Here is a 23,930-nt window from a genome sequence, read left to right on the forward strand (position 1 = left end):
CACATGAAGCGCAAGTTGTCCGCCGTCCTTATCACCAGCGCCCTGCTGAGCAGCGCTGTCGCTCAGGCTGAAACCGCCGATCTGCAGAAGCTTATCGCCGCCGCGAAACAGGAGCAGCCGATCACCGTTTACGCCTCGACCGGGAAAATCGTGCAGCAGGCCAAAGCCTTTAGCGAGCAGTACGGCTTGCAGGCCGTAGGCGTGAAGGCCGATGCGCCGCAGATCATTGAGATCATGAGCCGGGAAGCGCAGGCCAAAAACGTCCGCGCCGATGTCGCCATCGTTGAGGACGCCCCTGCCGGGATGACGCAGCTACTCAAAAAAGGCTATGTCCAGAGCTGGGTGCCGGACGATCTGAAAGGCGACATTCCCGCCCGCTATCAGGACCCGCTGACCGTCGTGCTGGCCCCGAACGTGTTTGCCTATAATACCGATCATCACGCCACCTGCCCGGTGACCAATCTCTGGCAGTTGACCGAGCCAAAATGGCGGGGCCGCGTCGCGATGCAGGACCCCACCAGCAAACCGGCTTACACCGACTGGTTCAGCCAGATGGAAACCCACTATGACCAGCAGGTTCGCGATGCCTATGAGCAGCAATTTGGCAAGCCGCTGCAAACTGACGAGAAGTCGGCCACGGCAGCTTTTGTGAAGGCGCTGGCGGGCAACGGCGTGTTGCTCACCCATTCCGATAACGACGCGGCATCCGCCATCGGCGCGCCGGACGGCAAAACCGACTTTGTTGGCCTGGTGTCCACCGCCAAATTCCGCGACAACAAGCAGGGGATGAAGCTGGGTCTGTGCAGCGGCCTGAAGCCGTTTATCGGCTGGAACTACCCGAGCCTCGGCGTGGTGGCGACCGGCAGTAAAAGCCCGAACACCGCGAAGCTCTTTACCTATTATCTGCTGACCGCCGAAGGCATCGCCCCTCAGGGCGTGGACGGCAAAATGTCCACCAACCAGAAGGTGAACCTTCCCGCCGATGAAGCCTCCGGCATTGCAAAGCATCGCGGCGAGCTGATGGAATACCTGACCGCTACCGCCCAGAACGACTGGGAAAGCCGCCAGGACTGGCAGGACATCTGGAGCCTGAACTACAAGAAGTAGTTTTCAGCGTACATTTTCATTCTGAACAGGCAGCACACTTTGACTACTCATGACATTGAACTGCGGGAAGCTGCGCTGAGGCGCATTATCGTTGACGCCGGGGAGACCGCCCTGCGTTTCTTCCAGTCGCGCACACCCGGCGAGTATGCGCTGAAGGGCCATCAGGATATCCTGACCGAGGCCGATACCTTCGTTGAAAAACAGGTTCTGACCGCCCTTGCCGGGGCATTCCCGAACGATCTGATCCTCGGTGAAGAGTCCGCCAGCCAGCCTGCCAGCGCGGAGAGCCTGTGGGTGGTGGATCCCATCGACGGTACCGCCAACTTCGCTCGCGGTATCCCCCATTTTTGCGTCTGTATGGCGTGGGTTCGCCAGGGCGTGACCGAACTGGGGGCGATTTATAACCCAGTCAGCCAGGAGCTGTATCTGGCCCGTCGCGGCCATTACGCCCTGAAAAAGGGTCAGCCGTTGCGCTGTACCGCCATTACCGACCCGCAGCGAGCCGCCGTTGAGCTGGGCTGGTCTTCCCGTCACAGCCAGAATCACTACCTGAAGGTGCAGGCCTCATTGCTCAATCTGGGCACCAGCGTGCGTCGGGGCGGTTCCGGGGCGCTGGCGCTGGCCTGGGTGGCGGAAGGCCGTACCGACGGGTATCTCGAAATTCATATGAACGCCTGGGATTGCCTGGCGGGGCTGTTGCTGGTGCGGGAAGCAGGCGGCCTGACGGGCGTGGTTCCTGAAAGTGCCGAAGGGATTTTCAGCGGACTGCCGGTCCTGGCCGCCGCCCCCGGCATTGCGGCTGAACTGGCGGCTGCGGCGGGTATTCCTCTGACGATCGACGCTGAGGCGAAGCCCAGGACCGGTTATTTCCCCCGCCCGCCCATCAGCCTGATCGCCGAGAATTTTCCCGGCTGGGAGGTGGATATTTATATCGGCGGTTCCAGCGGAGTGAGCGATGCGGCCCTGCTGGCGGAACATGATATCGGGATCGTGATTAACTGCGCGGTGAACCTTGATATCGACTGGGTGACGCACCCGGAAGCCAGCGCGCCTGTACAGCTGCTTACTCATGGTTCAGGCCCGGTCCGCTATTACAAGCTGGGGCTGGTGGATGGCGAAGGCAATGCCCCTGAAATGCTGCACGCCGGTTATCAGCTGATGCGTTCGGCCCTGCTCCAGCAGATCCCGGATAAAGCCTCTTACCGAAACCGCAAGCGCGGCAATATTCTCGTCAACTGCCGCGGTGGGCGGAGTCGCTCTGTCGCTCTGGTGGCGCTGTTTATGCATCTGGAGTGCCCGGCGCGCTTCCCGACCCTTGAGTCCGCCATCGATCTGATCCGCGACCGACGCCAGCTCCACCCGGACGAGTGGTATGAAACGCCGAAGCCGTCGCTGATCCGCCTGGCCGAACATGCCATTATCCGCGAACGGGCCATCGCCGGAGTGGAACAGCGTCATGAGTAATAACAGCCTGAGGAAAAACCCTGGCTTCGCCAGCGCCACCGAGGTGGCGCGCCTGGCGGGGGTCTCCCGTTCCGCGGTGTCGCGGACCTTTACGCCGGGCCGCAGCGTCTCTGAGGATACCCGGCGCAAGGTGCTGGCCGCTGCCGAAGCGCTGAATTACCACGTTAACCATCTGGCGCGGGGGCTTTCCCGGGAGGAGAGCCGCCCGGTCTGTATTCTGGGCGGCAATCTGTCGTTCCCCTGGCAGGCCAGCCTGCTCGACCACCTGACCCGCCGCCTGCACCATGCCGGACGCGCGGTGATGGTGATCAACACCGACGACGACGAAGCGAGTGCCAGAGAGGCATTGCAACAAACGCTGAATTACCGCTCAACCGCCACCATCGTGCTGTCGGGCAAACCACCCGCGTCCCTGATTGAACTCTGCCTGCAGAGCGGACAGCAGGTGATAGCGATCAACCGCATGGGGCAGTTCCCCAGCGCGGACAATATCGATATCGACTACAGTTCGACGATGAAGGAAGCCCTGGACCACCTGATGGCTGCACATTGCCGCCGTCTGGCTATTGTCTCCTCCTCCGCCCGTTCCCCAAGCATGATTACCCGTGAAACGCGCTTTCTGGCGGCCGCGGCCGAAGCGAGCGCCGGGGTCACGCTTATCCGCCCCGGCAGCGCCAGTTACCAGACCGGCGTCCTCGCTGCCCGTGAGTTGCTCAACCAGCCATTGCCGCCGGACGGCGTCTTTTGCGTCACGGACCTCATCGCCTGCGGTTTTATCGATGCCGCACGCCACGAGTTTGGCCTGCGCATTCCAGAGGACATCCGCGTTATTGGTTTTGATGATATTGACCAGGCCAGCTGGCTGGGGTATCAGCTGACGACCTTCGCTCAGCCGCTGGCAGAGATGGCGGAGGCCGCCTGTGAGATGTTGCTCGCCGCGGATGCCGAAAAACCGGCCAGCCGGGTTTTCAGGGCGACGCTGGTGAAACGGGGAACGACGGGCCCTGCCGGGTACGGCGCGGCCTGATGCCCTCACTCCGGCACTTTCCCACGGGGAAGCTTGTTATAACAATTGAACAAAGAGCGAGATAATTAAAGTTAGAAAACGTTAATTTAATTCATTTTTTAGCCGTTGCATGAGTAAGTTTTGCTCATTACGTTAAAGTTTAAGAAACCGTTTTTTTTTACTCGTTTTGAACTTTAACTGCGAATAAATCTGCACTTATTATGCAAAGGATATGAATAATGCAAATCAACCTTACTACGAAAGCACCAGAGAACCTTTTCCCTAAAGCCGCCGCTTATATAGCTTATCATGCAAGCGGCGAACGAGGCACAGGACGGGTCGGGTGCGCGTCTATCTATATGGACGTAAAACATTCCTCTATCGCCATTTTGTAGGGAAAATAGCAACATTTCTGACGCCAGGTGAATACCTGGCAATGTCTATCAGTAGCGCACTTGAGACGTTCGAAAACCTTTCTTCATGCTCGGATGTGATCAAAGTTACTAAAACAAGCGGTACGCTTGCAGATGTGTTTGAGGTACACAAAACCGATTTTATTGCTTCTGGAAAACCGGATGAAGAGTCCGTTGCCCCTACAAAATTTATGAATAGCGATTTCCTGACGGATAATATTAAACGCTTTTGTGAGAGAAAGAGTGTTGATTTATTTATTCCGAGAGATTATTTCCGCACCTTTTCAAATATTGGACGAACAATTGAAAATCACAAAAGAAATTCGTCAATAAATTCAGCATCATGATTTACATGACGTATCATCGGTTCATTATGATAGAAATTATTATAAACAGGAAAAACTGTAAGCGCGTTTGAAATGGGAAAATAAGCTCAAAAAACAATGAACAACAATTAACCACACATTACATTCACCAGCTTAATTATTTAAAGCCACCTATCTATCTGGATAATATGAAGGTGGCTTTTTTTTACTATTTACAAGAATTGAGAGTGTGATCACTTTGAACAAAGCGAAACGTATAAGATGATCAACGTATCAAATCACAGGAACATATTATGTATTACAGTGAAGATATTATTAGAAAAATAGGAACCGACAAAGAATTAGCCGTGAGATTAGATAAGGCCATGGCTGGTGTAAAAGATGGTTTTGTGGATTATGTGGATAATCTTGGTGATGCCGCCACGCGCCTTTTATATTACACCTCATGTTTCACTAAAAATTACCATGATGTATGCGTAAGATTAAGAAATGAAGATGTTAGATTTGTTTTGGGATTAAGCCAACTAATAAAACACCGTGATTTGATTTTCAGAATGATTACGCTTTATATAGAAACCATTCTCAAAAACAAAAATGAAACAGAGAAAAAAACACTTCTTGAAAAATTAACCCCTGTCACAAAAAACATTGCCATAAAAAATGTTTCAAAAGGCGCCTTAGTTTATTCCGTTGTATCTTGCATTTGTTATGGAAATAAAATGAGCGTATCAGTAGAGGCTGCTTTTGTGAAGAAATTAGGTGGGCGGGCTGGCATTCCCATTACAGCATTAAATGTATATGGGATTGTTCACAAAGCTTCTGAAAGTGCAAATAGATTAAAAAGTTTTATGCCACAATTTTATCACGCCCTTTATGTGGAAAAACTTGAAATGATGTATTTCCTTATTGAGCCAATTATTATGAAGGCTGGATATTTAAATGTAAGCACAGCAACTGACAATGAAATTACTAAAGCTTTAAAGAGAATAATGTGATTATGTTTGGGCCAATCAAGAAATTTTTAAAGCAATTCTTGGTAATGACTCCAACTTACTGATAGTGTTTTATGTTCAGATAATGCCCGATGACCTTGTCATGCAGCTCCACCGATTTTGAGAACGACAGTGACTTCCGTCCCAGCCTTGCCAGATGTTGTCTCAGATTCAGGTTATGTCGCTCAATGCGCTGAGTGTAACGCTTGCTGATAACGTGCAGCTTTCCCTTCAGGCGTGATTCATACAGCGGCCAGCCATCCGTCATCCATACCACGACCTCAAAGGCCGACAGCAGGCTCAGAAGACGCTCCAGTGTGGCCAGAGTGCGTTCACCGAAGACGTGCGCCACAACCGTCCTCCGTATCCTGTCATACGCGTAAAACAGCCAGCGCTGACGTGATTTAGCACCGACGTAGCCCCACTGTTCGTCCATTTCAGCGCAGACAATCACATCACTGCCCGGTTGTATGCGCGAGGTTACCGACTGCGGCCTGAGTTTTTTAAGTGACGTAAAACCGTGTTGAGGCCAACGCCCATAATGCGTGCACTGGCGCGACATCCGACGCCATTCATGGCCATATCAATGATTTTCTGGTGCGTACCGGGCTGAGAGGCGGTGTAAGTGAACTGTAGTTGCCATGTTTTACGGCAATGAGAGCAGAGATAGCGCTGATGTCCGGCAGTGCTTTTGCCGTTACGCACCACGCCTTCAGTAGCGGAGCAGGAAGGACATCTGATGGAAATGGAAGCCACTGGAGCACCTCAAAATCACCATCATACACTAAATCAGTAAGTTGGCAGCATTACCCAATTCTTCAATAGTTTTATAGAGGATTGTTTGAATGATATTTATTGGTATAGCGTATTTATATCTGCTGCTTTTTTTGCTGGAATAGTAGCATCCAATATAGATGATTCAAAAGTAGCAGGGGAAATAATCTTAGGCATCCTTATAATCATATTCGTAATTGCTTTCCGTTTCAAAGACAAAGGATAAAAAATGACAATACCAGCACATATTTGGCTTACCGATGAAAATAACTCACCTGTAATTGGTGAATGTTTAATGCCAACACGATTGGGTTCAACTGAGCTTAAATCGTTCAATCATTCTGTTTGGATTCCTACAGATCATAATACAGGGAAGCTAACTGGAACACGTCTTCATCTTCCTATCACATTTGAAAAAGAAATTGATCGCATCACGCCATATTTATTCAGAGGTGTATGCACTGGCAGAATATTTAAAGAAGCTATAATAAAAATGTATAGAATCAATGAGGCAGGCATAGAGATAGAATATTTTAATATAACATTAAGAAATGTGAAAATAACAAGAATCTCTCCCGTTTTATTTCCTCTGGGAGTTGCAAGTAAGCATATGGAGGAAGTTGAAATCCGTTATGAATCTATCGAATGGAAATATTGTGATGGGAATATAATATTTAATGACACCTGGAATGGAACAGCAGTAGCATAAAAAAGGGACTCTCACGAGTCCCTTATCTATTTACTTCATTTTTACTTCAATGCCCCGTATACCTGATCAACAATCCAGCCGTATGTGGCTACGGGTAATAGTCCACTGATAAACACAGTTGGATTGATTTCAGGTCAACTACCGGGGAATACGGTCTGTTGCCGGGAATAACGTTAGCCATGTGATTAACAGCATCGATAGCCGTCAGCGTTCCTGTCCATCCGGTGTGTCCATAAGTTTCTTTACTGGCTAACACCCCGAATGCAGGAGTCTTTGAAGCGTTGCCGTTTTGCTTTTACCTTACCTAGAACCAGGCTTCCCACATCGCGCCGACGTTGAAGTCGTCCAGCGTTTCATCCCGGGTGTTGTTCACGCGGGCGGTGCGCTCGTTATCCACCTTGCCGCCGGTGACATAGAAGCGCAGCATCGGACGGAACTCCGGCCCCATGGCGATGGACATGTTCTGCGACAGGGTCAGCTTCCAGCCCTTGTTATCCCCGCCGTTGTCGTAATCCACATGCTGCCAGCCCGCTTCCAGCCAGGTGGAGTGAACGTCGTTCCACCAGTGCATCGGACGCACGATGGCGTTGTAGTTTTTACGGTTGTCGGTATTGTCGCGGCTGTTGTCATAGTCGTGGAAGGCCAGCAGGTACTCCACCTGGGTCGCCTGGGTGAACTTGTACAGCCCTTCGAAGCTGGCGTAGACCGTGGTCAGATCCTCGGTTTTGTTGTACACGCTGTTGTCAGCGTTATCAGAGTAACGGGCGATCACCTTGTTCACGCCGCTGTCATTGGTGTGGCTCAGGACCACGCCACCCTGCCAGGCGTTGGTCCGCTCTTCGGTGTCGATGGCTTTCGAGTCAAAGCCGTAGTTGGCGTACAGCTCCAGGTCGATCGGGCCGAGCTTCATGCCGTGAATTTTGGAGGTGGCCGCGTAGTTGCCTTTGTCCCCGGTGCCGGAGCCGCCGGTACAGGTGATGCGCGACGGGTTAGCTTCGTCGTCCATCACTTCCGGGCTGCAGGATTCGACTGCCGCCACGGTGGCCACGTCAAACTGCACCCCGCCGATGTCGAAGTTCTTCACCCCGGCACCCTGGCCGTCGTGGTTCATCCAGAAGTAGTCGTTGATGCCCTGCTGCGGACGCTGGTGGAAGTCACGCCCGGCCCAGATATAGGCGTTCGGGTTGGATGCCAGAATGTTGGTCACCCCGGCGTAGGCTTTTTTCAGGTTCACCTCGTCGCCCCAGTGGTCGATCATCACGTTGACGTCCCAGATGGCGCCGTTTTCACCCTTAAAGGCTTTCGAGAGCTGAAACTCGCCGCCGTTGCCTTCGTTACCCAGACGACCAATGGCCGAGGCGCCGTTGTAGGAGCCGTCCACCGCGACGTATTTCTGGTCGGCGGCCTGGAAGTGCGCGCCGTAGCGGGCATAGCCGGTAAATTTAATGCCGAACGGGATGGCCATATCCGGGGACTGGGCGGCGCTTTGCGGCTCGGTCACCACGTCGGCCTTTTTCGCCACCGCGGCATCCATTTTTGCCTGGCGCTCGGCCAGAGCTTTGTCCACCGCTTTGGCCACAATGGCGTCGATTTGCTCCTGCGTGAATTCCTGGGCGAGGACAGAAACCGGGCAAAGCGCGGCGATAACCGCCATTGTTAATGGAAGTTTTTTAATCATATTCATGGTTATCTCAATATATTTAAATTTTATTCAGACAATAACCACCCCGTTCCGCATTGACAGAATATGTCGCTGTCATCAGAACAAGTTGATTTTTATTTTTTATAGGGCCAGAGGTACACACTATTATCGTAAGGCTATCTCCTTCTCAGCATTATTGATGTTAAATTCAATAGCGCAGGCGCGCTCAGGAAGCGGCCAATAATCGGCTGAGACATACCCTCTATTTTCCTCGCCGGTAGCTCAATTACGTTATTTCACTATTGGAGTAAGATAATCCTCAAACGTGAACCGTGTCGCAAAAATACCCTTATATTTCCACCACATAGATAACCCTGCACCTGAACTATTTAAGGGTTTTAAATAAACCTGTGCTCGACGATCACAGAAGTAAAAAAACATAATTACTTAATTTAAAAACGTAATGGATTCTCCCGGGCCACCTGTGTCAGAAAGAGCCTAACATTCATAAAACAAATCGGAGATCGGATTAGAATGAGTAAAACGATAATGCAAAGCCGGCATGATGAATATCATAAATTATCTCGCGGGGAGCGCATTGGCTACGGGATGGGGGATTTTGCGCAAAACCTGGTGTTTGGCACGATTGGTGGTTTTCTGGCGCTTCACATGTTGACGGTAAATACCATCGGTACCGCCACGGCAGGTTTCATATTTCTTTTTGTCCGCATCATCAATGTGTTTTGGGATCCAATGGTCGGCACCTATGTTGATAAAAGAAGTTCAGCGGCGGGCAAGTACCGCCCCTGGATTTTAAGGGCAGGCGTTCCGCTCGTTATTCTTTCCGCGTTACTTTTTGCGCCTATTCCTGGCGTCAGAGGTTCCGTTCCCTTCGCCTTTATCGTTTATCTGGCACTGGATCTCGTTTATTCCGTGGTGAACATTCCTTATGGTTCACTGAATGCGTCTTTGACCCGTGATCCTGAGTCTATTGATAAACTGACCAGTACGCGCATGATGCTGGCAAACAGCGCCAACCTTCTGGTCTATACCCTCTTCCCCATGTTTGTCCAGATGGCCTCGCCCAAGGATCGTAGCCTCAAGGATACGGGTTTCTTTGGGCTTGAGCTGAATATGGGGAACTATACCGATCCTTCAGCGAATTACGCCTGGTTTGGGGTTTACGCGGTCTATATGGTCATCGGTGCGGTGGCACTTTTCATTTGCTATAAATTCACAAAAGAACGTGTTGTTGCCTCTGCAGAACAAACGGCCAACGTCAAAACCACCGATTTATTCCTTGAACTCAAAAATAACCGCCCTCTGGTTATTCTTGGCCTCTTTTTCATGCTGGCCTTTACATTCATGTTCTTCATGAACACGGTGAATGGCTTTTTCAATCAGTACGTTGTCGGCCATTCCGAATGGATGGGTGCCGTTGGCCTTGTCGCGTCAATTCCGGGCATTCTGTTCCCCATTTTCTGGCCAAAATTGAAAAAAATCTTTGGTAAAAAAGGGTTCTTCCACATCTTCCTGGGCATGTTTATTGTGGGGGAATTATTGACTTATGTTTGGTCACGCGAAGGTATGCATGATGCACTCTGGCTGGCTTATATCGCTACCTTCATTAAACAATGGGGCTTAACCTCGGCGACCGGATTCATGTGGGCACTGGTCCCTGAAGTGATTGCTTATGGTGAATTAAAATCAGGCAAACGCAATGCCGCCATCATTAATGCCATCATGGGCCTCTTTTTCAAGATTGGTTTTACTATCGGCGGTGCGATTCCACTGTGGTTACTGGCTGTTTATGGCTTTAACGAAACAGGGGCACAGCAAAGTGCGAACGCCATCGACGGAATAATTGTTACCGCGGTCTGGATCCCCATTGTTTTAGCCTTTATCTCGATGATCGTTATTCACATTTATCCTATCTCAGATAAACATGTCACCGACATTAATCGTCAGCTTGATGAGATCCGCGTGTAGTTTTAGATTCATCTTAAAGTCTTAGAAAAATTGAAGTCAGAAAAACATTAAAAAGGTAGAATGATATGTCGCTTATTCAGAACCCTGTACTGCCTGGTTTTAACCCAGACCCCAGCATTATCCGTGTTGGAGATACCTACTATATTGCCAACTCCACGTTTGAGTGGTTTCCCGGCGTTCGTTTACATGAATCCAAAGACCTGCAAAACTGGAATCTGCTGCCCAGCCCATTATCAACTACCGCGCTTTTAGATATGCGAGGCAATCCTTCGTCAGGGGGAATTTGGGCACCGGCGCTCTCTTACGCTGACGGCAAATTCTGGTTGGTTTATACAGATGTGAAAATTACAGAAGGTGCTTTTAAGGACATGACCAATTATCTGACCACCGCCACAGATATTCGTGGTCCCTGGACAGATCCTGTCAAACTTAACGGCGTGGGTTTTGATGCCTCACTCTTCCATGATGATGATGGGCGTAAATACCTCGTACAACAAACCTGGGACCACCGGGAGTATCATCATCCCTTTGATGGCATTACCTTAACTGAGCTGGATACCCGGACACTAAAATTAAAACCCGAGACAGCGCGGACTATTTATCGTGGTACTGCCGTTGCACTTGTTGAGGGGCCACATCTCTATAAACTGAACGGCTATTACTATCTTTTCGCTGCTCAGGGCGGGACTGTGTTTACCCACCAGGAAGTGGTGGCGCGCTCCAGAACCTTAGATGCCAACAGCTTTGAAACAGAACCGGGAGAGGTTTTCTTAACGAACGTCGATACGCCCGACAGCTATATTCAGAAACAGGGACATGGTGCGTTGGTTTCGACCCCCGGCGGTGAATGGTATTATGCCTCGCTTTGCGCGCGACCGTGGAATCGTCCCGGTGAATCCGCCTACGATCCCCGTGGCTGGTCAACGCTGGGCCGTGAAACCTCTATTCAGAAAGTCTACTGGGATGAAGATGGCTGGCCACGTATTGCAGGCGGCCACGGTGGAAAGACCTTTGTCGAAGGGCCAGCCGATGCCATTCATACCGAGAGCGCGAAAGACCATAGCCAGTACGATAATTTCACCAGTGCGACGCTCGATATTAACTGGAATACCCTTCGTGTCCCGTTCACCGAAAAAATGGGTACCACAGGCGATGGAAAGCTGACGTTAACGGGGCAAGGGTCTTTAGCGAACATCCATGACCTTTCTCTGATTGCCCGACGCTGGCAGGCTTTTTATTTTGATGCTCAGGTTAAGGTCAAATTTAATCCATTTAGTTATCAGCAAATGGCAGGCTTGACCAATTATTATAATGACCGTCACTGGAGTTTCGTTTTCATCACCTGGAATGAAATTAATGGCCCGGTGATTGAAGTTGGTGAAAATAACCGCGGGAAATATACCTCTTATCTGAAAGATAACGCCATCAAAATTCCTGAAGGCACAGAATACGTCTGGTTCCGCACGAAAGTGCGCAAGGAAAATTATACCTATGAATACAGCTTTGATGGCGTCACTTTCACGGAGATCCCGCTCAAACTGGATGCCGCTGTTCTCTCAGATGATTATGTCCTGCAAAGCTATGGCGGGTTCTTTACCGGGGCGTTCGTGGGTCTCGCGGTCGTCGATTACTCGGGTTACGAGATTAGCGCAGATTTTTATGATTTCGCGTACCAGGAACTTGGCGATAGGTTGACGGCAAATGGCGCGTATAGCTGGGAGGCCAGCGAATCGCGGTTTAATTAAAGGCTGATAAACCTACGTTATCGCAACGATAACGTAGGTTTACTCCAGAACAGGCTTACGTATCCCACTTCGTCCCCGCCCATGGTTAAAGTTTTTACCACTCGTTAACCTGGTCACAATTTTTTAACTTTCCATGCGCTTCTCTTGACTGTTTCTCTCTCAGTCGTAAAACTCATGAAAAAGTAAAACGTTTTACTTTTTGATAAGACTGTCGCGGTATTCATGCTTTTTCCGTGATTTTCAGTGGGTTAAACACTACTGGGATACATCATGAAACATGTAGAAGAGTTCGATAGTACGCTGGCAGGTGTGGGTGTCATGCCTGAGCCAGACAAGTCAGAAATTTCATCGCTGGCAAGTGGTGCGATAAGAAAAGCCAAATTCCGGCTGATGCCCCTGATACTGCTGATGTATCTGCTCGCGTTTATAGATCGTTCAAATATCGGCATGGCCGCGTTAACCATGAATCAATCCCTGGGACTGACGCCTGAACATTTTGGCTTTGCTGTCGGTATATTTTCTTTTGGTTATATCCTGTTTGAAATTCCCAGCAACGTGTTGCTGGAACGATACGGTGCACGCTTCTGGTTAGCCCGAATTATGATCACATGGGGCATCATTTCCATGGCGATGGCGTTTGCACAGGGCGTCGTGACACTCAGTATCTTACGTTTTTTACTGGGCGTGGCAGAAGCGGGTCTTGCTCCTGGTATTGTTTTCTATCTCACTACCTGGTTCCCCAAAAAAGAGCTGGCCAAGGTTTTTTCTATTTACTACCTGGGCGTTCCGCTGGCTGCAATTATCGCCAACCCGATCTCGGGTTACATTCTGGATAATTTCCATAATGTCGGCGGGCTGGAGAGCTGGCAGTGGCTGTTTTTAATTGAAGGCTGCCCACCGGTAATCTTGTCAGTTATTGTTTTCCTTTATCTTACCGATAATCCGTCCAAAGCATCCTGGCTTAAACCAGAAGAACGTCAGGCCTATCAGGATCTGATGGAAAAAGATCAACACGCTACCTTGTCCGTAGGGCACTCCGGTTTCAGGGAGATGATCAAAGATCGACGCGTCTGGATCCTGGGGATGGCCTATTTCTTCACCGTCATTGGTCTTACAGGCCTGGGTTTCTGGATGCCGCAGTTCATTAAGCGCTTCGATTATTCAGATACGGTTGTCGGTATGCTGGGAACTATTCCCTATATTGCTGGTGCAGTCGTGATGTGCTGGTGGTCGAATCATTCTGATAAAACCGGTGAAAGAACCTGGCATTTTATTATCCCTTCGCTGGTATTTTCTGTCGGTTTTGTGATCGCAGCTATCAGCGATTCACCTGTGATTTCTATGTTGGGATTAACAATATCGACGATAGGAATGCTGTCGTGCGTTCCGACGTTTTATACCCTTCCCGCCTCATTCCTTACCAGCCGGGGCTGTGCCGGTGGCATGGCACTGATTAATTCGATTGGCAATATTGGTGGGTTCTTCGGCCCCTTCCTGGTTGGCCTCACCATCTCCATTACCGGTAAATCACAAAACGGCCTCTACCTGTTGTCCGTTCTGGTTTTGTTCTCGCCGTTGCTGATTTATCTCATGAGCAGAAGTCGCCGTCAGGTTGCTGGCTGGCGTTAATCCATCACATCCCCCTGTAAAGGAGTAGAAAATGAACTTAGCAGCATTGTTAGCTGAGCGTGCCTGTGCCGTAAAATCGGGTTCAGCACAACCTGTTCGTGTGGGTATTATCGGCGCCGGCAAATTTGGTTCGATGGTACTGGCCCAACTGCGACATCTTGAAGGGCTACACGTGGTGGCAGTGGCAGACCTCGATATTAAGAAAGCCCGTGCAGCACTGGCTCGTGTGGGATGGCCAGAAACGCAGTATCAGGCACAAAACATCGATGCAGCCTTACGCGAAGGCACCACCTGCATCGTGGAGGATGCAGAACAGCTGATCCGTTGTGAGCAAATCAATTGCATTGTGGAGGCGACGGGACACCCCCTGGCAGGAACGCGTCACGCTCTTCATGCAGTCGAACATCACAAGCATGTGGTCATGGTCAATGTGGAAGCCGATGTACTGTGCGGGCCTTTGATCGCTGACCGTGCGCGCCAGAACGGGGTGATCTACAGCATGGCTTATGGTGATCAGCCGGCGATCATTTGCGAACTGGTTGACTGGGCTAAAGCCTGCGGCTTTGAAATCGTTGCTGCGGGTAAAGGAATGAATTACGAGCCTCGGTACCGTTACTCTACCCCGGATACCGTATGGGGATTTTTTGGCTGGTCTGACGAAGAGGTCGCGGCCGGGGACTTTAATCCTAAAATGTATAACTCGTTTACCGATGGCACCAAAGCGGCTATCGAAATGGCCGCCGTCGCCAACGCGACTGGATTAGACTGCCCTGATAATGGGCTGGAATTTCCTCCTGCGGGGGTGCATGACCTGGCCCGCGTTTTCTCGCCAGAGTCGGATGGCGGGCGACTGAGCCGAAGTGGGCTTGTTGATATCGCTGCCAGTCAGGAGCCTGACGGACGTGAGGTGCTTAACAATATACGCTACGGCGTCTTCGTGACGTTCAAAGCCCGCGATGAATATAGTCGCGCCTGTTTTAAACAGTACGGATTACTCACTGACCCAAGTGGCTGGTACGCATCCATGTGGCGCCCATTCCATCTGATTGGTCTGGAAACCAGTATCAGTATTCTCTCTGCGGTATTACGAGGAGAAGCTACTGGTACCGCGTTAAGCTTCAGAGGCGATGCGGTTGCAACGGCAAAACGCGATCTTAAAGCAGGTGAAATGCTGGACGGTGAAGGTGGGTTCACCGTCTGGGCCAATGCCTTACCTGCCAGCATCAGTGTGGCGCAGGACTTCTTGCCTATGGGGCTGGCCCATCATGTCCGACTGGTGAAAGATGTCGCAAAAGATAAGGCGATTCGTTTCAGCGATGTCCATTTTGACAACAATCTGGACATCGTCGAACTGCGTAAGCAAATGGTCAGTCTTGCGGGATTATAAATGATGGCAATCCCCGTAACGGCCTAAGTTGCGGGGATATCTGGAGGACACATGAAGAGTCAAATACGTATTGGTTTGTTGGGGACCGGATTGATGGGACAACCGGTAGCGCGTCGACTTGCCGCTGCCGGATATTCGGTCGCGGTGTGGAACAGGTCGCCAGAAAAAGCGCTGCCATTAACCCGCGCGGGTATAACGATCAAACAATCTTCCGCGCAATTACTTGCTGACAGTGACGTCATCATCTGTCTGTTGAGCGATGCAACAGCCTGCGACCAGGTCATATTCAACCAGGATGCACTTCATAGCGTGGGTAAAAATACCACCATTATCATGATGAGTACGCTCTCCCCTGACATTGTTGTTGAACAAGCACGTAAGGCAAGCAGCGTCCAGGCTCACTATATCGACATGCCTGTTTCCGGCGGAACGATAGGGGCAGAGAAGGGTTCACTGTCATTAATGGCTGGAGGTGACAGAAAGATCGTTGATAGTCTTCGCCCTTTGCTCTCACATCTGGGGAAAGTGACACATGTCGGAGGCGTTGGAGCCGGTCAACTCACAAAACTTGCCAACCAAATCATTGTCGCCGGAACCTTAAGTTTATTGTCGGAAGCATTTACTCTCGCTCAACAAGGCGGTGCCGATCCGGCAAAGGTACGCGAAGCCCTGCTGGGGGGGTTTGCAGATTCCACCTTGCTGCAACACCAGGGCGAACGAATGGTTAAAGGAGACTTTGAGGCGCGAGGTGCTGCAAAGTGGCAGCTTAAAGATACGCGTAGTGCTGTAGCACTGGCGAAGCAACTTGATTTGACCCTCCCTTTGACTGAAACCGTGAATCAACTCTTTAGCCAGATGATTGATGCCGGAGAGGGTGAGCTGGATCATTGCGCCATCATTAAGCAAATTCAGCGTTTAAATAACGTCCTTATTTAATCCAGGAAACACTTTCACGTTTAATTAAGGTACTGTCGAGTTCACAGGGTGTTTGCTGTTCCCCGGATAAACTCAAAAGCGCTTTATTAGCGAGTTCTTCGAGGGGATGTTTTATGACGCTAATGGATGGACTCAGCAGTCGACTCCAGTGACTGTCATGATAAACAATTAATGAAAGATCGTCGGGTATCGATAACTTTAGCTCCCGAATACGCGACATAATGACTGGCGCTATTGAGGTATTGCCAATGATAATTGCTGTCGGTGGGTCTTCAAGCGATAGCAATTCATCAAGCGACTGGCTGGCTAGCGGATCGCGAAAATTTTTCACCACAATAAGCTGGGTATTACATTCAATCCCATTCGCCTCAAGGCCTTTCTTGTAGCCTTCCAGTCTTTGCAAAGAGGTGGAGGTATTAAGAGGCCCGCTTATCCATCCAATGCGCCGATGACCCTGTTCTGCCAGATAGGATGTCGCCTGTCGAGCGGACGTTTCATTATTAAAACCAATCACATTGGCGCGAGTAAAATCTTCCAGATAGCGATCGATGAAGACGATTGCGATCCCCATATCACTGATCGACTGCCACATGTCCTTATTAGCACTTGTCGGCGTTGCGATGATGGCTTTGACCCGCTTTTGCATCAACATTTCCAGGCTTTCTCGCTCGAGAAGCGGATCTTCCTGAGTCGTGACCAGAATGACATTCATCGCCAGTTCACGAGCACGTCGAACGATAAGATCAGAGATCTCAGAGAAAAACTCGTTACTGATGTCGGCCACCACTAAGCCGATGGTGTTATTCAGGTTGGTCTTGAGCTCGCGCGCGGCGCTCTGCGGGGTATAACTAAGCGTTTGCATGGCAGCAATAATACGCTGACGGGTACGTTCAGAAACTGAACCGGTTCCGGGATTCAATACGCGGGACACTACGCCGATTGAAACGTCGGCTAAAGCAGCGACATCTTTGATGGTGCTTTTCTTTTTATCAACCAATGCAACACTTAGCCTCAGGTCCGCAGGATAGATAATTTCATGTTAGAGCAATCATGTTTCAATGAACATTGATATTTGGCTATAAACAGACCGGATGAGCACAGAGTTGTTATTCGACAGACAAATCAAAAAGCAAAAGCCCTGCGATATTGCTATCGCAGGGCTTTCTAATTTGGCGGAAGCGTAGAGATTCGAACTCTAGAACCCTTTCGGGTCGCCGGTTTTCAAGACCGGTGCCTTCAACCGCTCGGCCACGCTTCCTAAGTGAGGCGAACTATAAACACCTCCGTGTGCGCTGTAAAGTACGAGCACAATCGTTCGCCTGAAAAATAGTCAAAATGCGTTTAATCGGTTGAATAGACGACATTCTGACCATTTTATCAGCACAAAATCTTACTGCCGCGCCTTAGTGCTTTTTGATGTACATATCTTTGGTGAAATAGTAACCCAGCTTATCCGGCGTGAAGCCCCCTACCCACGGCTTGATCAGGTGGGTGCGAACGTAGTGGTAGACCGGGATCGCCGGTACGTCCCGGGCCAGCAGATCTTCGGCCTGCTGGTAGAAGGTGCCGCGCTCGGCGGTGGTCTTCGCTTTTGCGGCATTGACCAGCGCCTCGTCATAGGCCGGATTGCTGTACTGGCTGGTGTTCTCGCTGTCACCAGTACGGAAGTTATTCAGGAAGGTGGCGGCATCGTCGTAATCAGCGATCCACGCGTAGCGCACCGCGTCAAAGTTGTGGGTGTGCATGGTGTCCAGCATCGTTTTCCACTCCTGGTTTTGCAGCTTCGCCTCTACGCCGAGGTTTTTCTTCCACATCGAGCTGGCGGCGATGGCAATGCGCTGGTGCGACTCCGAGGTGTTATACAGCAGCTTGAAACTCAGCGGATGGCTGTCGTTATAGCCCGCCTCGTTCAGCAACTTCTTCGCTTCGGCAATGCGTTTCTCCAGCGGCCAGCTGGCGTAGTCCGGGCTGTTGAGTTTGACGCCACCGATATCCGGCTGGCTGATGACCCACGCCGGGCGCTGCCCCTGCCCTAACACTTTACCGGCGATAATGTCTTTATCCAGCGCCAGATTCAGCGCCTTGCGCACGCGCGGGTCATTAAACGGTGGACGCGTAGTGTTGAACTCATAGTAGTAAGTCGCCAGCTGCGGGGAGACATCCAGCTCACTGCCCATCGTTTTTTGTAGCTGGGCAAACTGGTTGATCGGCACGGTATAGACAATATCAATTTCGTCCGCCTTGTAGCGGTTCACGTCCGATGCTTCGGAGGTGATGGGCAGGTACGTTACTTTGTTGATGACGGTATGGGCGTTATCCCAGTAGCGCGGGTTGCGCTTGGCGATGATCCGTTCGTTGACCACCCACTGACTGAGGGTGTAGGCCCCGCTGCTGACAAAGTGCTCCGGCTTGGTCCACTTATCGCCATAGCGGCCAATCAGCACCTTATCGACCGGCACAAGCGACGGATGCGCCAGCATGGCAAGGAAGGCCGCGTTAGGCTGGGTCAGCGTCACTTCCAGGGTGGTGTCGTTCAGGGCTTTGACCCCCAGGGTGTCGGGCGTTTTTTTGCCCTGGGCGATGTCGGCGGCGTTCACCAGGTGCATGTTGCCGAGGTAGCTGGCATACGGCGAGGCGGTTTTCGCATCCACCAGCCGTTGCCAGCTCCAGACCACGTCCTGAGCGGTGATGGCAGTACCGTCGCTCCAGGTAATGCCCGGGCGGAGATGGAACGTCCAGACGGTATTGTCTTTGTTCTCCCATTTTTCCGCCAGCCGCGGCTGGATCTCCCCTTCTGGCGAGACGCTGACCAGCCCTTCGAACAAATCGCTGATAATATTGAATTCGACATCGCTTTCGACCTTATGCGGATCGAGCGATGCCGGTTCATTGCCATTATTCCTGACCAGTTCCTGCTTCTCTGCCAGCTCTGTTCCTGCCGGTACGCTGGCGGCAAAGGCCGTTGCGCTTGCGCAAAGGAGCCCTGTCGTCAGCAAAGAGAGTGTAAATGTAGCGCGTGATGATGGTTTCATGTCCTTCGCCTTATAGTTTAGTTTTGACGATGCAAAATAACTCTTAGCGTTGCGGCTGGAATAAGGCAATATATTTCAGTGACCTATAAGAGCTTGATCTGATTAATCCTGACAAACCGCGGTTCGTTCTGCATATGGCGCGTTGTGGAAAATTTCATGCTGGCTCTGTCCCTAAGACGCTGAGTAAAGATGGGTAAAACCACTTTGTAACCGGCGCGTCGTTTTCTATTCTTGCCGTTAATTACATCTGTCATAAGAGAGTGACTCATGGATCGTATTATTAGTTCTTCACGCGACCGCACATCGCTGCTCAGCACCCACAAGGTGCTACGCAATACTTACTTCATGCTCAGCCTGACGCTGGCCTTTTCCGCACTGACGGCCACCGCCAGTACGGTGCTGATGCTGCCGTCTCCGGGGCTGATTCTGACGCTGGTTGGTATGTACGGTCTGATGTTCCTGACCTACAAAACCGCTGATAAGCCGGTGGGTATTTTATCCGCGTTCGCCTTCACCGGTTTCCTGGGTTATATCCTGGGGCCAATGCTTAACACCTATCTGTCTGCCGGTATGGGCGATCTGATCGGTCTGGCACTGGGGGGCACAGCGCTGGTGTTCTTCTGCTGTTCCGCTTACGTGCTGACCACCCGCAAAGACATGTCTTTCCTTGGCGGTATGCTGATGGCGGGCATCGTCGTGGTGCTGATCGGTATGGTGGCGAACATCTTCCTGCAGCTGCCGGCCCTGCACCTGGCCATCAGCGCGGTGTTCATCCTGATTTCTTCCGGGGCGATCCTGATGGAAACCAGCAACATTATTCATGGCGGCGAGACTAACTACATCCGCGCTACCGTGAGCCTGTATGTGTCGCTGTATAACATCTTTGTCAGCCTGCTGAGCATCCTGGGCTTCGCCAGCCGCGATTAACCCATAGTGCTGTATAAAAAGCCCCGCTTATGCGGGGCTTTCTTTTTTGGTAAACTGCCGCGGTTTTCGATAAACCTGTGATGATTATGCTGAACTTTGAAGGTAAAGAGATTGAGACCGATAGCGAAGGCTATCTGAAAGAGACCAGCCAGTGGAGCGAAGGCCTGGCGGCGGTCATTGCTGAAAAAGAGTCGATCGCCCTCACGCCAGAACACTGGGAAGTGGTGCGCTTCGTGCGTGATTTCTATCTGGAATTTAACACCTCCCCCGCCATCCGCATGCTGGTAAAAGCGATGGCCAATAAGTATGGCGAGGAGAAAGGCAACAGCCGTTATCTGTATCGCCTGTTCCCGAAAGGCCCGGCAAAACAGGCGACCAAGATCGCCGGCTTGCCTAAGCCCGTGAAATGCATTTAATAGCGAATACCAAAATTGACGTAATCCCGTTCGGGTTGATGCGGCTCTGACAGAACCTTCTCAACCCGGGCGATACGTGGCCCGCCCGCTTTAAGCCAGTCGAGCAGTTTCTCGACCTGTTCCGCCTCGCCGCAGGCCACCACCTCGACGCTACCGTCATCCATATTGCGCGCGTACCCGGTCAACCCCAGTTCAGTGGCTTCTCGCTGAGTGCTGTAACGAAAGCCAACGCCCTGAACCGTGCCGTGGACCCATGCGATTGTGCAGACTTTTGCCATGTTCTGTCCCCTTATCCGTATCTGGCCCTGAACCCAAAGAATAGCAAATTATGGCCGGGCGATTCGCCCAGCGTTTTAGCTAAGCAGCCGTAATGTTGTCGGAAACGGGCTGTAAAACGCGGGCTGGCAACAACAGTGTCATCCGCTGCGAACAGGTAATTCGCCTGAATAATTTTTGATTTATGCCGCCACGCTCAACGGTACCCGCAGATGATTGCCCCCGGCCATCTGTGCTACTCTACGCGCCATTTCCCTGGAATCGACAGAATAGTAAATTATGAGTGTACGTTTAGTGTTAGCCAAAGGGCGCGAGAAATCCTTGTTGCGCCGCCATCCCTGGGTCTTCTCCGGCGCGGTCGCCCGTATGGAAGGCAAAGCCAACCTCGGTGAAACCATTGATATTGTCGACCATCAGGGTAAATGGTTAGCGCGTGGCGCCTACTCGCCTGCGTCCCAGATCCGCGCGCGCGTCTGGACCTTCGATAAAGATGAAACCATCGACATCAATTTCTTTGTTCGTCGTCTGCAGCAGGCGCAGCAGTGGCGCGACTGGCTGGCAAAACGCGACGGGCTGGACAGCTATCGCCTGATCGCCGGTGAATCCGACGGTCTGCCGGGTGTGACCATCGACCGTTTCGGCAACTTCCTGGTGCTGCAACTGTTAAGCGCGGGCGCTGAATATCAGCGTGCGGCGTTAATCAGCGCCCTGCAGGCGCAGTATCCTGAATGCGCCATTTACGATCGCAGCGACGTTGCGGTGCGTAAAAAAGAGGGGATGGAGCTAACTCAGGGCACCGTCACCGGTGAACTGCCACCAGCCCTGCTGCCGATTGAAGAACACGGCATGAAACTGCTGGTGGATATTCAGGGTGGCCATAAAACCGGTTATTACCTTGATCAACGTGACAGCCGTCTGGCGACCCGCCAGTACGTTGCTGATAAACGCGTGCTGAACTGCTTCTCCTATACCGGCGGTTTTGCGGTCTCGGCGCTGATGGGCGGTTGCAGCCAGGTGGTCAGCGTTGATACGTCTCAGGAAGCGCTGGACGTGGCGAAGCAGAACGTGGCACTGAACAAGCTGGATCTGAGCAAAGCCGAATTTGTGCGCGACGATGTTTTCAAGCTGCTGCGTAAATACCGCGACCAGGGCGAGAAGTTTGACGTTATTGTGATGGATCCGCCAAAGTTCGTGGAAAACAAAAACCAGCTGATGGGTGCCTGCCGTGGATACAAAGACATCAATATGCTTGCGATCCAGCTGCTTAACCCCGGCGGCGTGCTGCTGACCTTCTCTTGTTCCGGCCTGATGACCACCGAATTATTCCAGAAAATTATCGCGGATGCCGCTGTAGATGCTGGTCGTGATGTACAATTTATAGAGCAGTTCCGTCAGGCGGCCGATCATCCGGTGATCGCTACCTATCCGGAAGGGCTGTATCTGAAAGGATTTGCCTGTCGCATCATGTAACTTGAAAAGTGGAATGTTGCCCTCACCTATAGTGTAAGTAACGTTTCCCGGGAGGTGACTATGATTGCCAGCAAATTCGGTATCGGCCAGCAGGTCCGCCACTCCCTGTTAGGATACCTGGGCGTGGTCGTGGATATCGACCCGGAATATTCCCTCGATGAACCGTCAACCGATGAGCTGGCGGTGAACGCAGAACTCCGCGCCGCCCCCTGGTACCACGTGGTGATGGAAGACGACGAAGGCCAGGCCGTGCATACCTATCTTGCCGAAGCCCAACTGAGTGGCGAACAGCAGGATGAACACCCTGAACAGCCTTCCATGGATGAACTGGCGCAAACGATCCGCAGACAGTTACAGGCCCCGCGCCTGCGCAACTAACGAAAACCCGGTAGCCGGTGGCTGACCGGGTTTTTTATTACTTCGCCATTCCCAGACGTGGGATCTCAATCGCCGGGCAGCGATCCATGACGACATTCATCCCCGCGTCACGCGCCAGCTCCGCGGCCTGTTCATTAATCACCCCGAGCTGTAACCAGAGGGTTTTTGCCCCGACGGCAACGGCTTCCTGCGCGACGCCCCACGCGGCCTCTGAATTACGGAACACATCCACCATATCGATTTTTTCCGGTACTTCTGCCAGGGTGCCGTACCCCTGCTGGCCCAACAGCGTCTTACCTGCCACTTTTGGTGATACCGGGATCACGTGGTAGCCCTGATCGAGCAGGTATTTCATCACCCGATAGCTGGGACGGTCGGGTTTATCGCTTGCCCCTACCAGCGCAATGGTCCGGGTGGTGGACAGGATCTCAGCAATATCATTCTGTTTCATGGATTTCCTCCTGGCGTATTCATCATCAATATTCATGCAGCGAAAGCAACCTGCCATCCCATACGTCCGCATGAGGGCAAATGCCCAGATTATGTCTATATGTTAGTAAATATGATTTAAGAAAAAATTTGATACATTATTCATGACGCGCGTCTTTTAAGAGGGTTTTTTATGAAAACCGGCATTGCCTGGAGTCTGTTTGCGCTGCTCATGCCGGTTTGCGTTTTTGCTACAACGCTGCGGCTCTCTACGGACATCGATCTGCTGGTACTGGACGGAAAAAAGGTCTCCAGTTCACTGCTGCGCGGCGCGGACAGCATCGAGCTGGACAATGGCCCTCATCAGATTGTGTTTCGGGTAGAGAAGACCATTCGCCTCGGCAATCATGAAGAACGGGTCTATATCTCCCCTCCCCTGGTCGCCAGTTTCAACACCCAGCGCATCAGTCAGGTTAATTTTAGTCTTCCCCGGCTGGAAACAGAAAAAGAGTCGCAACTTTTTGATCATTCACCGCATATTGAATTACTGGATGGCGATGCGACCCCGATTCCGGTGAAGCTGGATATTCTGGCGATCACCGATACGCCTTCCGGCGTGAATTACGAATACGATACCGAGCGATATAACAAAGCCGGACAGAGCGCCTCAATACCGCAATTCTCCACCACCATGGCCGACGACAGCACGCTGCTATCTGGCGTGTCCGAGCTGGATATGCCGCCGCCGCAGTCGCAGAACCTGACTGAGCAGCGGCTCAAATACTGGTTTGCCCAGGCCGATCCCGAGACCCGTAGCCGTTTTCTGCAATGGGCGAAGCAACAACCCTCGTCCTGAGCCGCATTTTTTACCCCTTTCCCTTGC

22 protein-coding genes, 1 tRNA gene and 1 pseudogene are annotated in these 23,930 nt (G+C 51.5%); 16 read left to right on the forward strand and 8 right to left on the reverse strand.

Features of this window, described 5'->3' with window-relative positions; all coding sequences use genetic code 11:
- Nucleotides 1–3 precede the first annotated feature (3 nt).
- From C3F35_RS03560 to C3F35_RS03575, 5 genes are all read left to right on the forward strand, one after another.
- Entirely contained in the window at nucleotides 4–1,107 is a 1,104-nt protein-coding gene (locus C3F35_RS03560) for an ABC transporter substrate-binding protein (protein ID WP_103793008.1), read from the forward strand.
- Nucleotides 1,108–1,146: 39 nt separating this feature from the next.
- Nucleotides 1,147–2,571 (forward strand): inositol monophosphatase family protein, encoded by a 1,425-nt coding sequence (locus tag C3F35_RS03565; protein ID WP_103793009.1) that lies wholly within the window; start codon nucleotides 1,147–1,149, stop codon nucleotides 2,569–2,571.
- Complete coding sequence (locus C3F35_RS03570; protein ID WP_103793010.1) at nucleotides 2,564–3,598, forward strand: LacI family DNA-binding transcriptional regulator; 1,035 nt, start codon at nucleotides 2,564–2,566, stop codon at nucleotides 3,596–3,598. The genes C3F35_RS03565 and C3F35_RS03570 overlap by 8 nt, the downstream gene beginning before the upstream one ends.
- Before the next feature lie 322 nt (nucleotides 3,599–3,920).
- Nucleotides 3,921–4,337 carry a hypothetical protein gene (locus C3F35_RS26610; protein ID WP_146054051.1) on the forward strand — a complete coding sequence of 139 codons (417 nt, stop codon included), beginning with the start codon at nucleotides 3,921–3,923 and terminating at the stop codon, nucleotides 4,335–4,337.
- Between the two features lie 272 nt (nucleotides 4,338–4,609).
- Nucleotides 4,610–5,311: a hypothetical protein gene (locus C3F35_RS03575; RefSeq protein WP_103793011.1), complete on the forward strand. Its 702-nt coding sequence runs from the start codon at nucleotides 4,610–4,612 to the stop codon at nucleotides 5,309–5,311.
- A gap of 55 nt (nucleotides 5,312–5,366) precedes the next feature.
- Here the strand turns inward: C3F35_RS03575 and C3F35_RS03580 are convergent.
- Nucleotides 5,367–6,064 (reverse strand): IS1 family transposase gene (locus C3F35_RS03580; protein ID WP_094106546.1). Its coding sequence is split into 2 segments (ribosomal slippage): nucleotides 5,367–5,815 and nucleotides 5,815–6,064, totalling 699 coding nucleotides; the frame shifts between segments, so codons are not numbered across the junction.
- 247 nt (nucleotides 6,065–6,311) lie between these two features.
- On the opposite strand from C3F35_RS03580, the gene C3F35_RS03585 reads away from it, so the two are divergent.
- The gene (locus C3F35_RS03585) at nucleotides 6,312–6,791 is read left to right on the forward strand and encodes an Hcp family type VI secretion system effector (RefSeq protein ID WP_103793617.1); all 480 of its coding nucleotides are present in this window, start codon (nucleotides 6,312–6,314) and stop codon (nucleotides 6,789–6,791) included.
- 41 nt (nucleotides 6,792–6,832) lie between these two features.
- Here the strand turns inward: C3F35_RS03585 and C3F35_RS27335 are convergent.
- Nucleotides 6,833–7,080: pseudogene (locus tag C3F35_RS27335) on the reverse strand (penicillin binding protein PBP4B); the annotation flags it as partial.
- Between the two features lie 15 nt (nucleotides 7,081–7,095).
- On the reverse strand, nucleotides 7,096–8,475 hold the full coding sequence (locus C3F35_RS03595) for a carbohydrate porin (protein ID WP_104456746.1): 1,380 nt from the start codon (nucleotides 8,473–8,475) through the stop codon (nucleotides 7,096–7,098).
- A gap of 507 nt (nucleotides 8,476–8,982) precedes the next feature.
- Here C3F35_RS03595 and C3F35_RS03600 point away from each other — a divergent pair.
- The 5 genes from C3F35_RS03600 to C3F35_RS03620 all read left to right on the forward strand — a co-directional run bounded on the left by C3F35_RS03600 (nucleotide 8,983) and on the right by C3F35_RS03620 (nucleotide 16,119).
- Complete coding sequence (locus C3F35_RS03600) at nucleotides 8,983–10,422, forward strand: MFS transporter (RefSeq protein ID WP_163604458.1); 1,440 nt, start codon at nucleotides 8,983–8,985, stop codon at nucleotides 10,420–10,422.
- Between the two features lie 65 nt (nucleotides 10,423–10,487).
- Nucleotides 10,488–12,167, forward strand: coding sequence for a glycoside hydrolase family 43 protein (locus C3F35_RS03605; RefSeq protein ID WP_103792018.1), 1,680 nt, complete (start codon nucleotides 10,488–10,490; stop codon nucleotides 12,165–12,167).
- A gap of 270 nt (nucleotides 12,168–12,437) precedes the next feature.
- On the forward strand, nucleotides 12,438–13,796 hold the full coding sequence (locus tag C3F35_RS03610) for an MFS transporter (RefSeq protein ID WP_082697353.1): 1,359 nt from the start codon (nucleotides 12,438–12,440) through the stop codon (nucleotides 13,794–13,796).
- Nucleotides 13,797–13,827: 31 nt separating this feature from the next.
- Nucleotides 13,828–15,183 carry an NAD(P)H-dependent oxidoreductase gene (locus C3F35_RS03615; RefSeq protein WP_059308334.1) on the forward strand — a complete coding sequence of 452 codons (1,356 nt, stop codon included), beginning with the start codon at nucleotides 13,828–13,830 and terminating at the stop codon, nucleotides 15,181–15,183.
- A gap of 51 nt (nucleotides 15,184–15,234) precedes the next feature.
- Nucleotides 15,235–16,119: an NAD(P)-dependent oxidoreductase gene (locus tag C3F35_RS03620; RefSeq protein WP_032617419.1), complete on the forward strand. Its 885-nt coding sequence runs from the start codon at nucleotides 15,235–15,237 to the stop codon at nucleotides 16,117–16,119.
- Here the strand turns inward: C3F35_RS03620 and C3F35_RS03625 are convergent.
- From C3F35_RS03625 to C3F35_RS03635, 3 genes are all read right to left on the reverse strand, one after another.
- Entirely contained in the window at nucleotides 16,112–17,116 is a 1,005-nt protein-coding gene (locus C3F35_RS03625) for a LacI family DNA-binding transcriptional regulator (RefSeq protein ID WP_032617418.1), read from the reverse strand. The genes C3F35_RS03620 and C3F35_RS03625 overlap by 8 nt on opposite strands.
- A gap of 173 nt (nucleotides 17,117–17,289) precedes the next feature.
- A tRNA-Ser gene (locus C3F35_RS03630) sits at nucleotides 17,290–17,377 on the reverse strand.
- 145 nt (nucleotides 17,378–17,522) lie between these two features.
- A complete protein-coding gene (locus C3F35_RS03635; protein ID WP_059308337.1) occupies nucleotides 17,523–19,151 on the reverse strand; it encodes an ABC transporter substrate-binding protein in 1,629 nt (542 codons plus the stop codon).
- A gap of 267 nt (nucleotides 19,152–19,418) precedes the next feature.
- On the opposite strand from C3F35_RS03635, the gene yccA reads away from it, so the two are divergent.
- Both yccA and tusE read left to right on the forward strand, forming a co-directional pair.
- On the forward strand, nucleotides 19,419–20,078 hold the full coding sequence (yccA, locus tag C3F35_RS03645; protein ID WP_032617416.1) for an FtsH protease modulator YccA: 660 nt from the start codon (nucleotides 19,419–19,421) through the stop codon (nucleotides 20,076–20,078).
- A gap of 86 nt (nucleotides 20,079–20,164) precedes the next feature.
- Nucleotides 20,165–20,494: a sulfurtransferase TusE gene (tusE, locus tag C3F35_RS03650; RefSeq protein WP_032617485.1), complete on the forward strand. Its 330-nt coding sequence runs from the start codon at nucleotides 20,165–20,167 to the stop codon at nucleotides 20,492–20,494.
- Here the strand turns inward: tusE and yccX are convergent.
- Entirely contained in the window at nucleotides 20,491–20,772 is a 282-nt protein-coding gene (gene yccX / locus C3F35_RS03655) for an acylphosphatase (RefSeq protein WP_059308338.1), read from the reverse strand. The two genes, tusE and yccX, sit on opposite strands and share 4 nt — an antisense overlap.
- 277 nt (nucleotides 20,773–21,049) lie before the next feature.
- Between yccX and rlmI the strand changes: the two genes are divergently transcribed.
- Together rlmI and hspQ are read left to right on the forward strand one after the other, a co-directional pair.
- A complete protein-coding gene (gene rlmI / locus C3F35_RS03660) occupies nucleotides 21,050–22,240 on the forward strand; it encodes a 23S rRNA (cytosine(1962)-C(5))-methyltransferase RlmI (RefSeq protein ID WP_032617413.1) in 1,191 nt (396 codons plus the stop codon).
- 60 nt (nucleotides 22,241–22,300) lie between these two features.
- Nucleotides 22,301–22,618: a heat shock protein HspQ gene (gene hspQ, locus C3F35_RS03665; protein ID WP_103792017.1), complete on the forward strand. Its 318-nt coding sequence runs from the start codon at nucleotides 22,301–22,303 to the stop codon at nucleotides 22,616–22,618.
- A gap of 37 nt (nucleotides 22,619–22,655) precedes the next feature.
- On the opposite strand, the gene C3F35_RS03670 is transcribed toward hspQ, so the two are convergent.
- Nucleotides 22,656–23,069, reverse strand: coding sequence for a CoA-binding protein (locus C3F35_RS03670; RefSeq protein WP_059308340.1), 414 nt, complete (start codon nucleotides 23,067–23,069; stop codon nucleotides 22,656–22,658).
- Nucleotides 23,070–23,240: 171 nt separating this feature from the next.
- Between C3F35_RS03670 and csgI the strand changes: the two genes are divergently transcribed.
- Complete coding sequence (gene csgI, locus C3F35_RS03675; RefSeq protein WP_032617410.1) at nucleotides 23,241–23,903, forward strand: curli synthesis inhibitor; 663 nt, start codon at nucleotides 23,241–23,243, stop codon at nucleotides 23,901–23,903.
- Nucleotides 23,904–23,930: the final 27 nt, after the last annotated feature.

Source organism: Leclercia sp. LSNIH3 (assembly GCF_002935105.1).
GTDB lineage: Bacteria > Pseudomonadota > Gammaproteobacteria > Enterobacterales > Enterobacteriaceae > Enterobacter > Enterobacter adecarboxylatus.

What these genes read in the sequence shown, in the direction of transcription:
- yccA (WP_032617416.1), top strand. Translation starts at nt 19,419, where the DNA reads ATGGATCGTATTATTAGTTCTTCACGCGACCGCACATCGCTGCTCAGC.
- hspQ (WP_103792017.1), top strand. Translation starts at nt 22,301, where the DNA reads ATGATTGCCAGCAAATTCGGTATCGGCCAGCAGGTCCGCCACTCCCTG.
- C3F35_RS03560 (WP_103793008.1), top strand. Translation starts at nt 4, where the DNA reads ATGAAGCGCAAGTTGTCCGCCGTCCTTATCACCAGCGCCCTGCTGAGC.
- C3F35_RS03575 (WP_103793011.1), top strand. Translation starts at nt 4,610, where the DNA reads ATGTATTACAGTGAAGATATTATTAGAAAAATAGGAACCGACAAAGAA.
- yccX (WP_059308338.1), bottom strand. Translation starts at nt 20,772, where the DNA reads ATGGCAAAAGTCTGCACAATCGCATGGGTCCACGGCACGGTTCAGGGC.
- tusE (WP_032617485.1), top strand. Translation starts at nt 20,165, where the DNA reads ATGCTGAACTTTGAAGGTAAAGAGATTGAGACCGATAGCGAAGGCTAT.
- C3F35_RS03570 (WP_103793010.1), top strand. Translation starts at nt 2,564, where the DNA reads ATGAGTAATAACAGCCTGAGGAAAAACCCTGGCTTCGCCAGCGCCACC.
- C3F35_RS03635 (WP_059308337.1), bottom strand. Translation starts at nt 19,151, where the DNA reads ATGAAACCATCATCACGCGCTACATTTACACTCTCTTTGCTGACGACA.
- C3F35_RS03600 (WP_163604458.1), top strand. Translation starts at nt 8,983, where the DNA reads ATGCAAAGCCGGCATGATGAATATCATAAATTATCTCGCGGGGAGCGC.
- C3F35_RS03620 (WP_032617419.1), top strand. Translation starts at nt 15,235, where the DNA reads ATGAAGAGTCAAATACGTATTGGTTTGTTGGGGACCGGATTGATGGGA.
- csgI (WP_032617410.1), top strand. Translation starts at nt 23,241, where the DNA reads ATGAAAACCGGCATTGCCTGGAGTCTGTTTGCGCTGCTCATGCCGGTT.
- C3F35_RS03615 (WP_059308334.1), top strand. Translation starts at nt 13,828, where the DNA reads ATGAACTTAGCAGCATTGTTAGCTGAGCGTGCCTGTGCCGTAAAATCG.
- C3F35_RS03670 (WP_059308340.1), bottom strand. Translation starts at nt 23,069, where the DNA reads ATGAAACAGAATGATATTGCTGAGATCCTGTCCACCACCCGGACCATT.
- C3F35_RS03585 (WP_103793617.1), top strand. Translation starts at nt 6,312, where the DNA reads ATGACAATACCAGCACATATTTGGCTTACCGATGAAAATAACTCACCT.
- rlmI (WP_032617413.1), top strand. Translation starts at nt 21,050, where the DNA reads ATGAGTGTACGTTTAGTGTTAGCCAAAGGGCGCGAGAAATCCTTGTTG.
- C3F35_RS03605 (WP_103792018.1), top strand. Translation starts at nt 10,488, where the DNA reads ATGTCGCTTATTCAGAACCCTGTACTGCCTGGTTTTAACCCAGACCCC.
- C3F35_RS03610 (WP_082697353.1), top strand. Translation starts at nt 12,438, where the DNA reads ATGAAACATGTAGAAGAGTTCGATAGTACGCTGGCAGGTGTGGGTGTC.
- C3F35_RS03595 (WP_104456746.1), bottom strand. Translation starts at nt 8,475, where the DNA reads ATGAATATGATTAAAAAACTTCCATTAACAATGGCGGTTATCGCCGCG.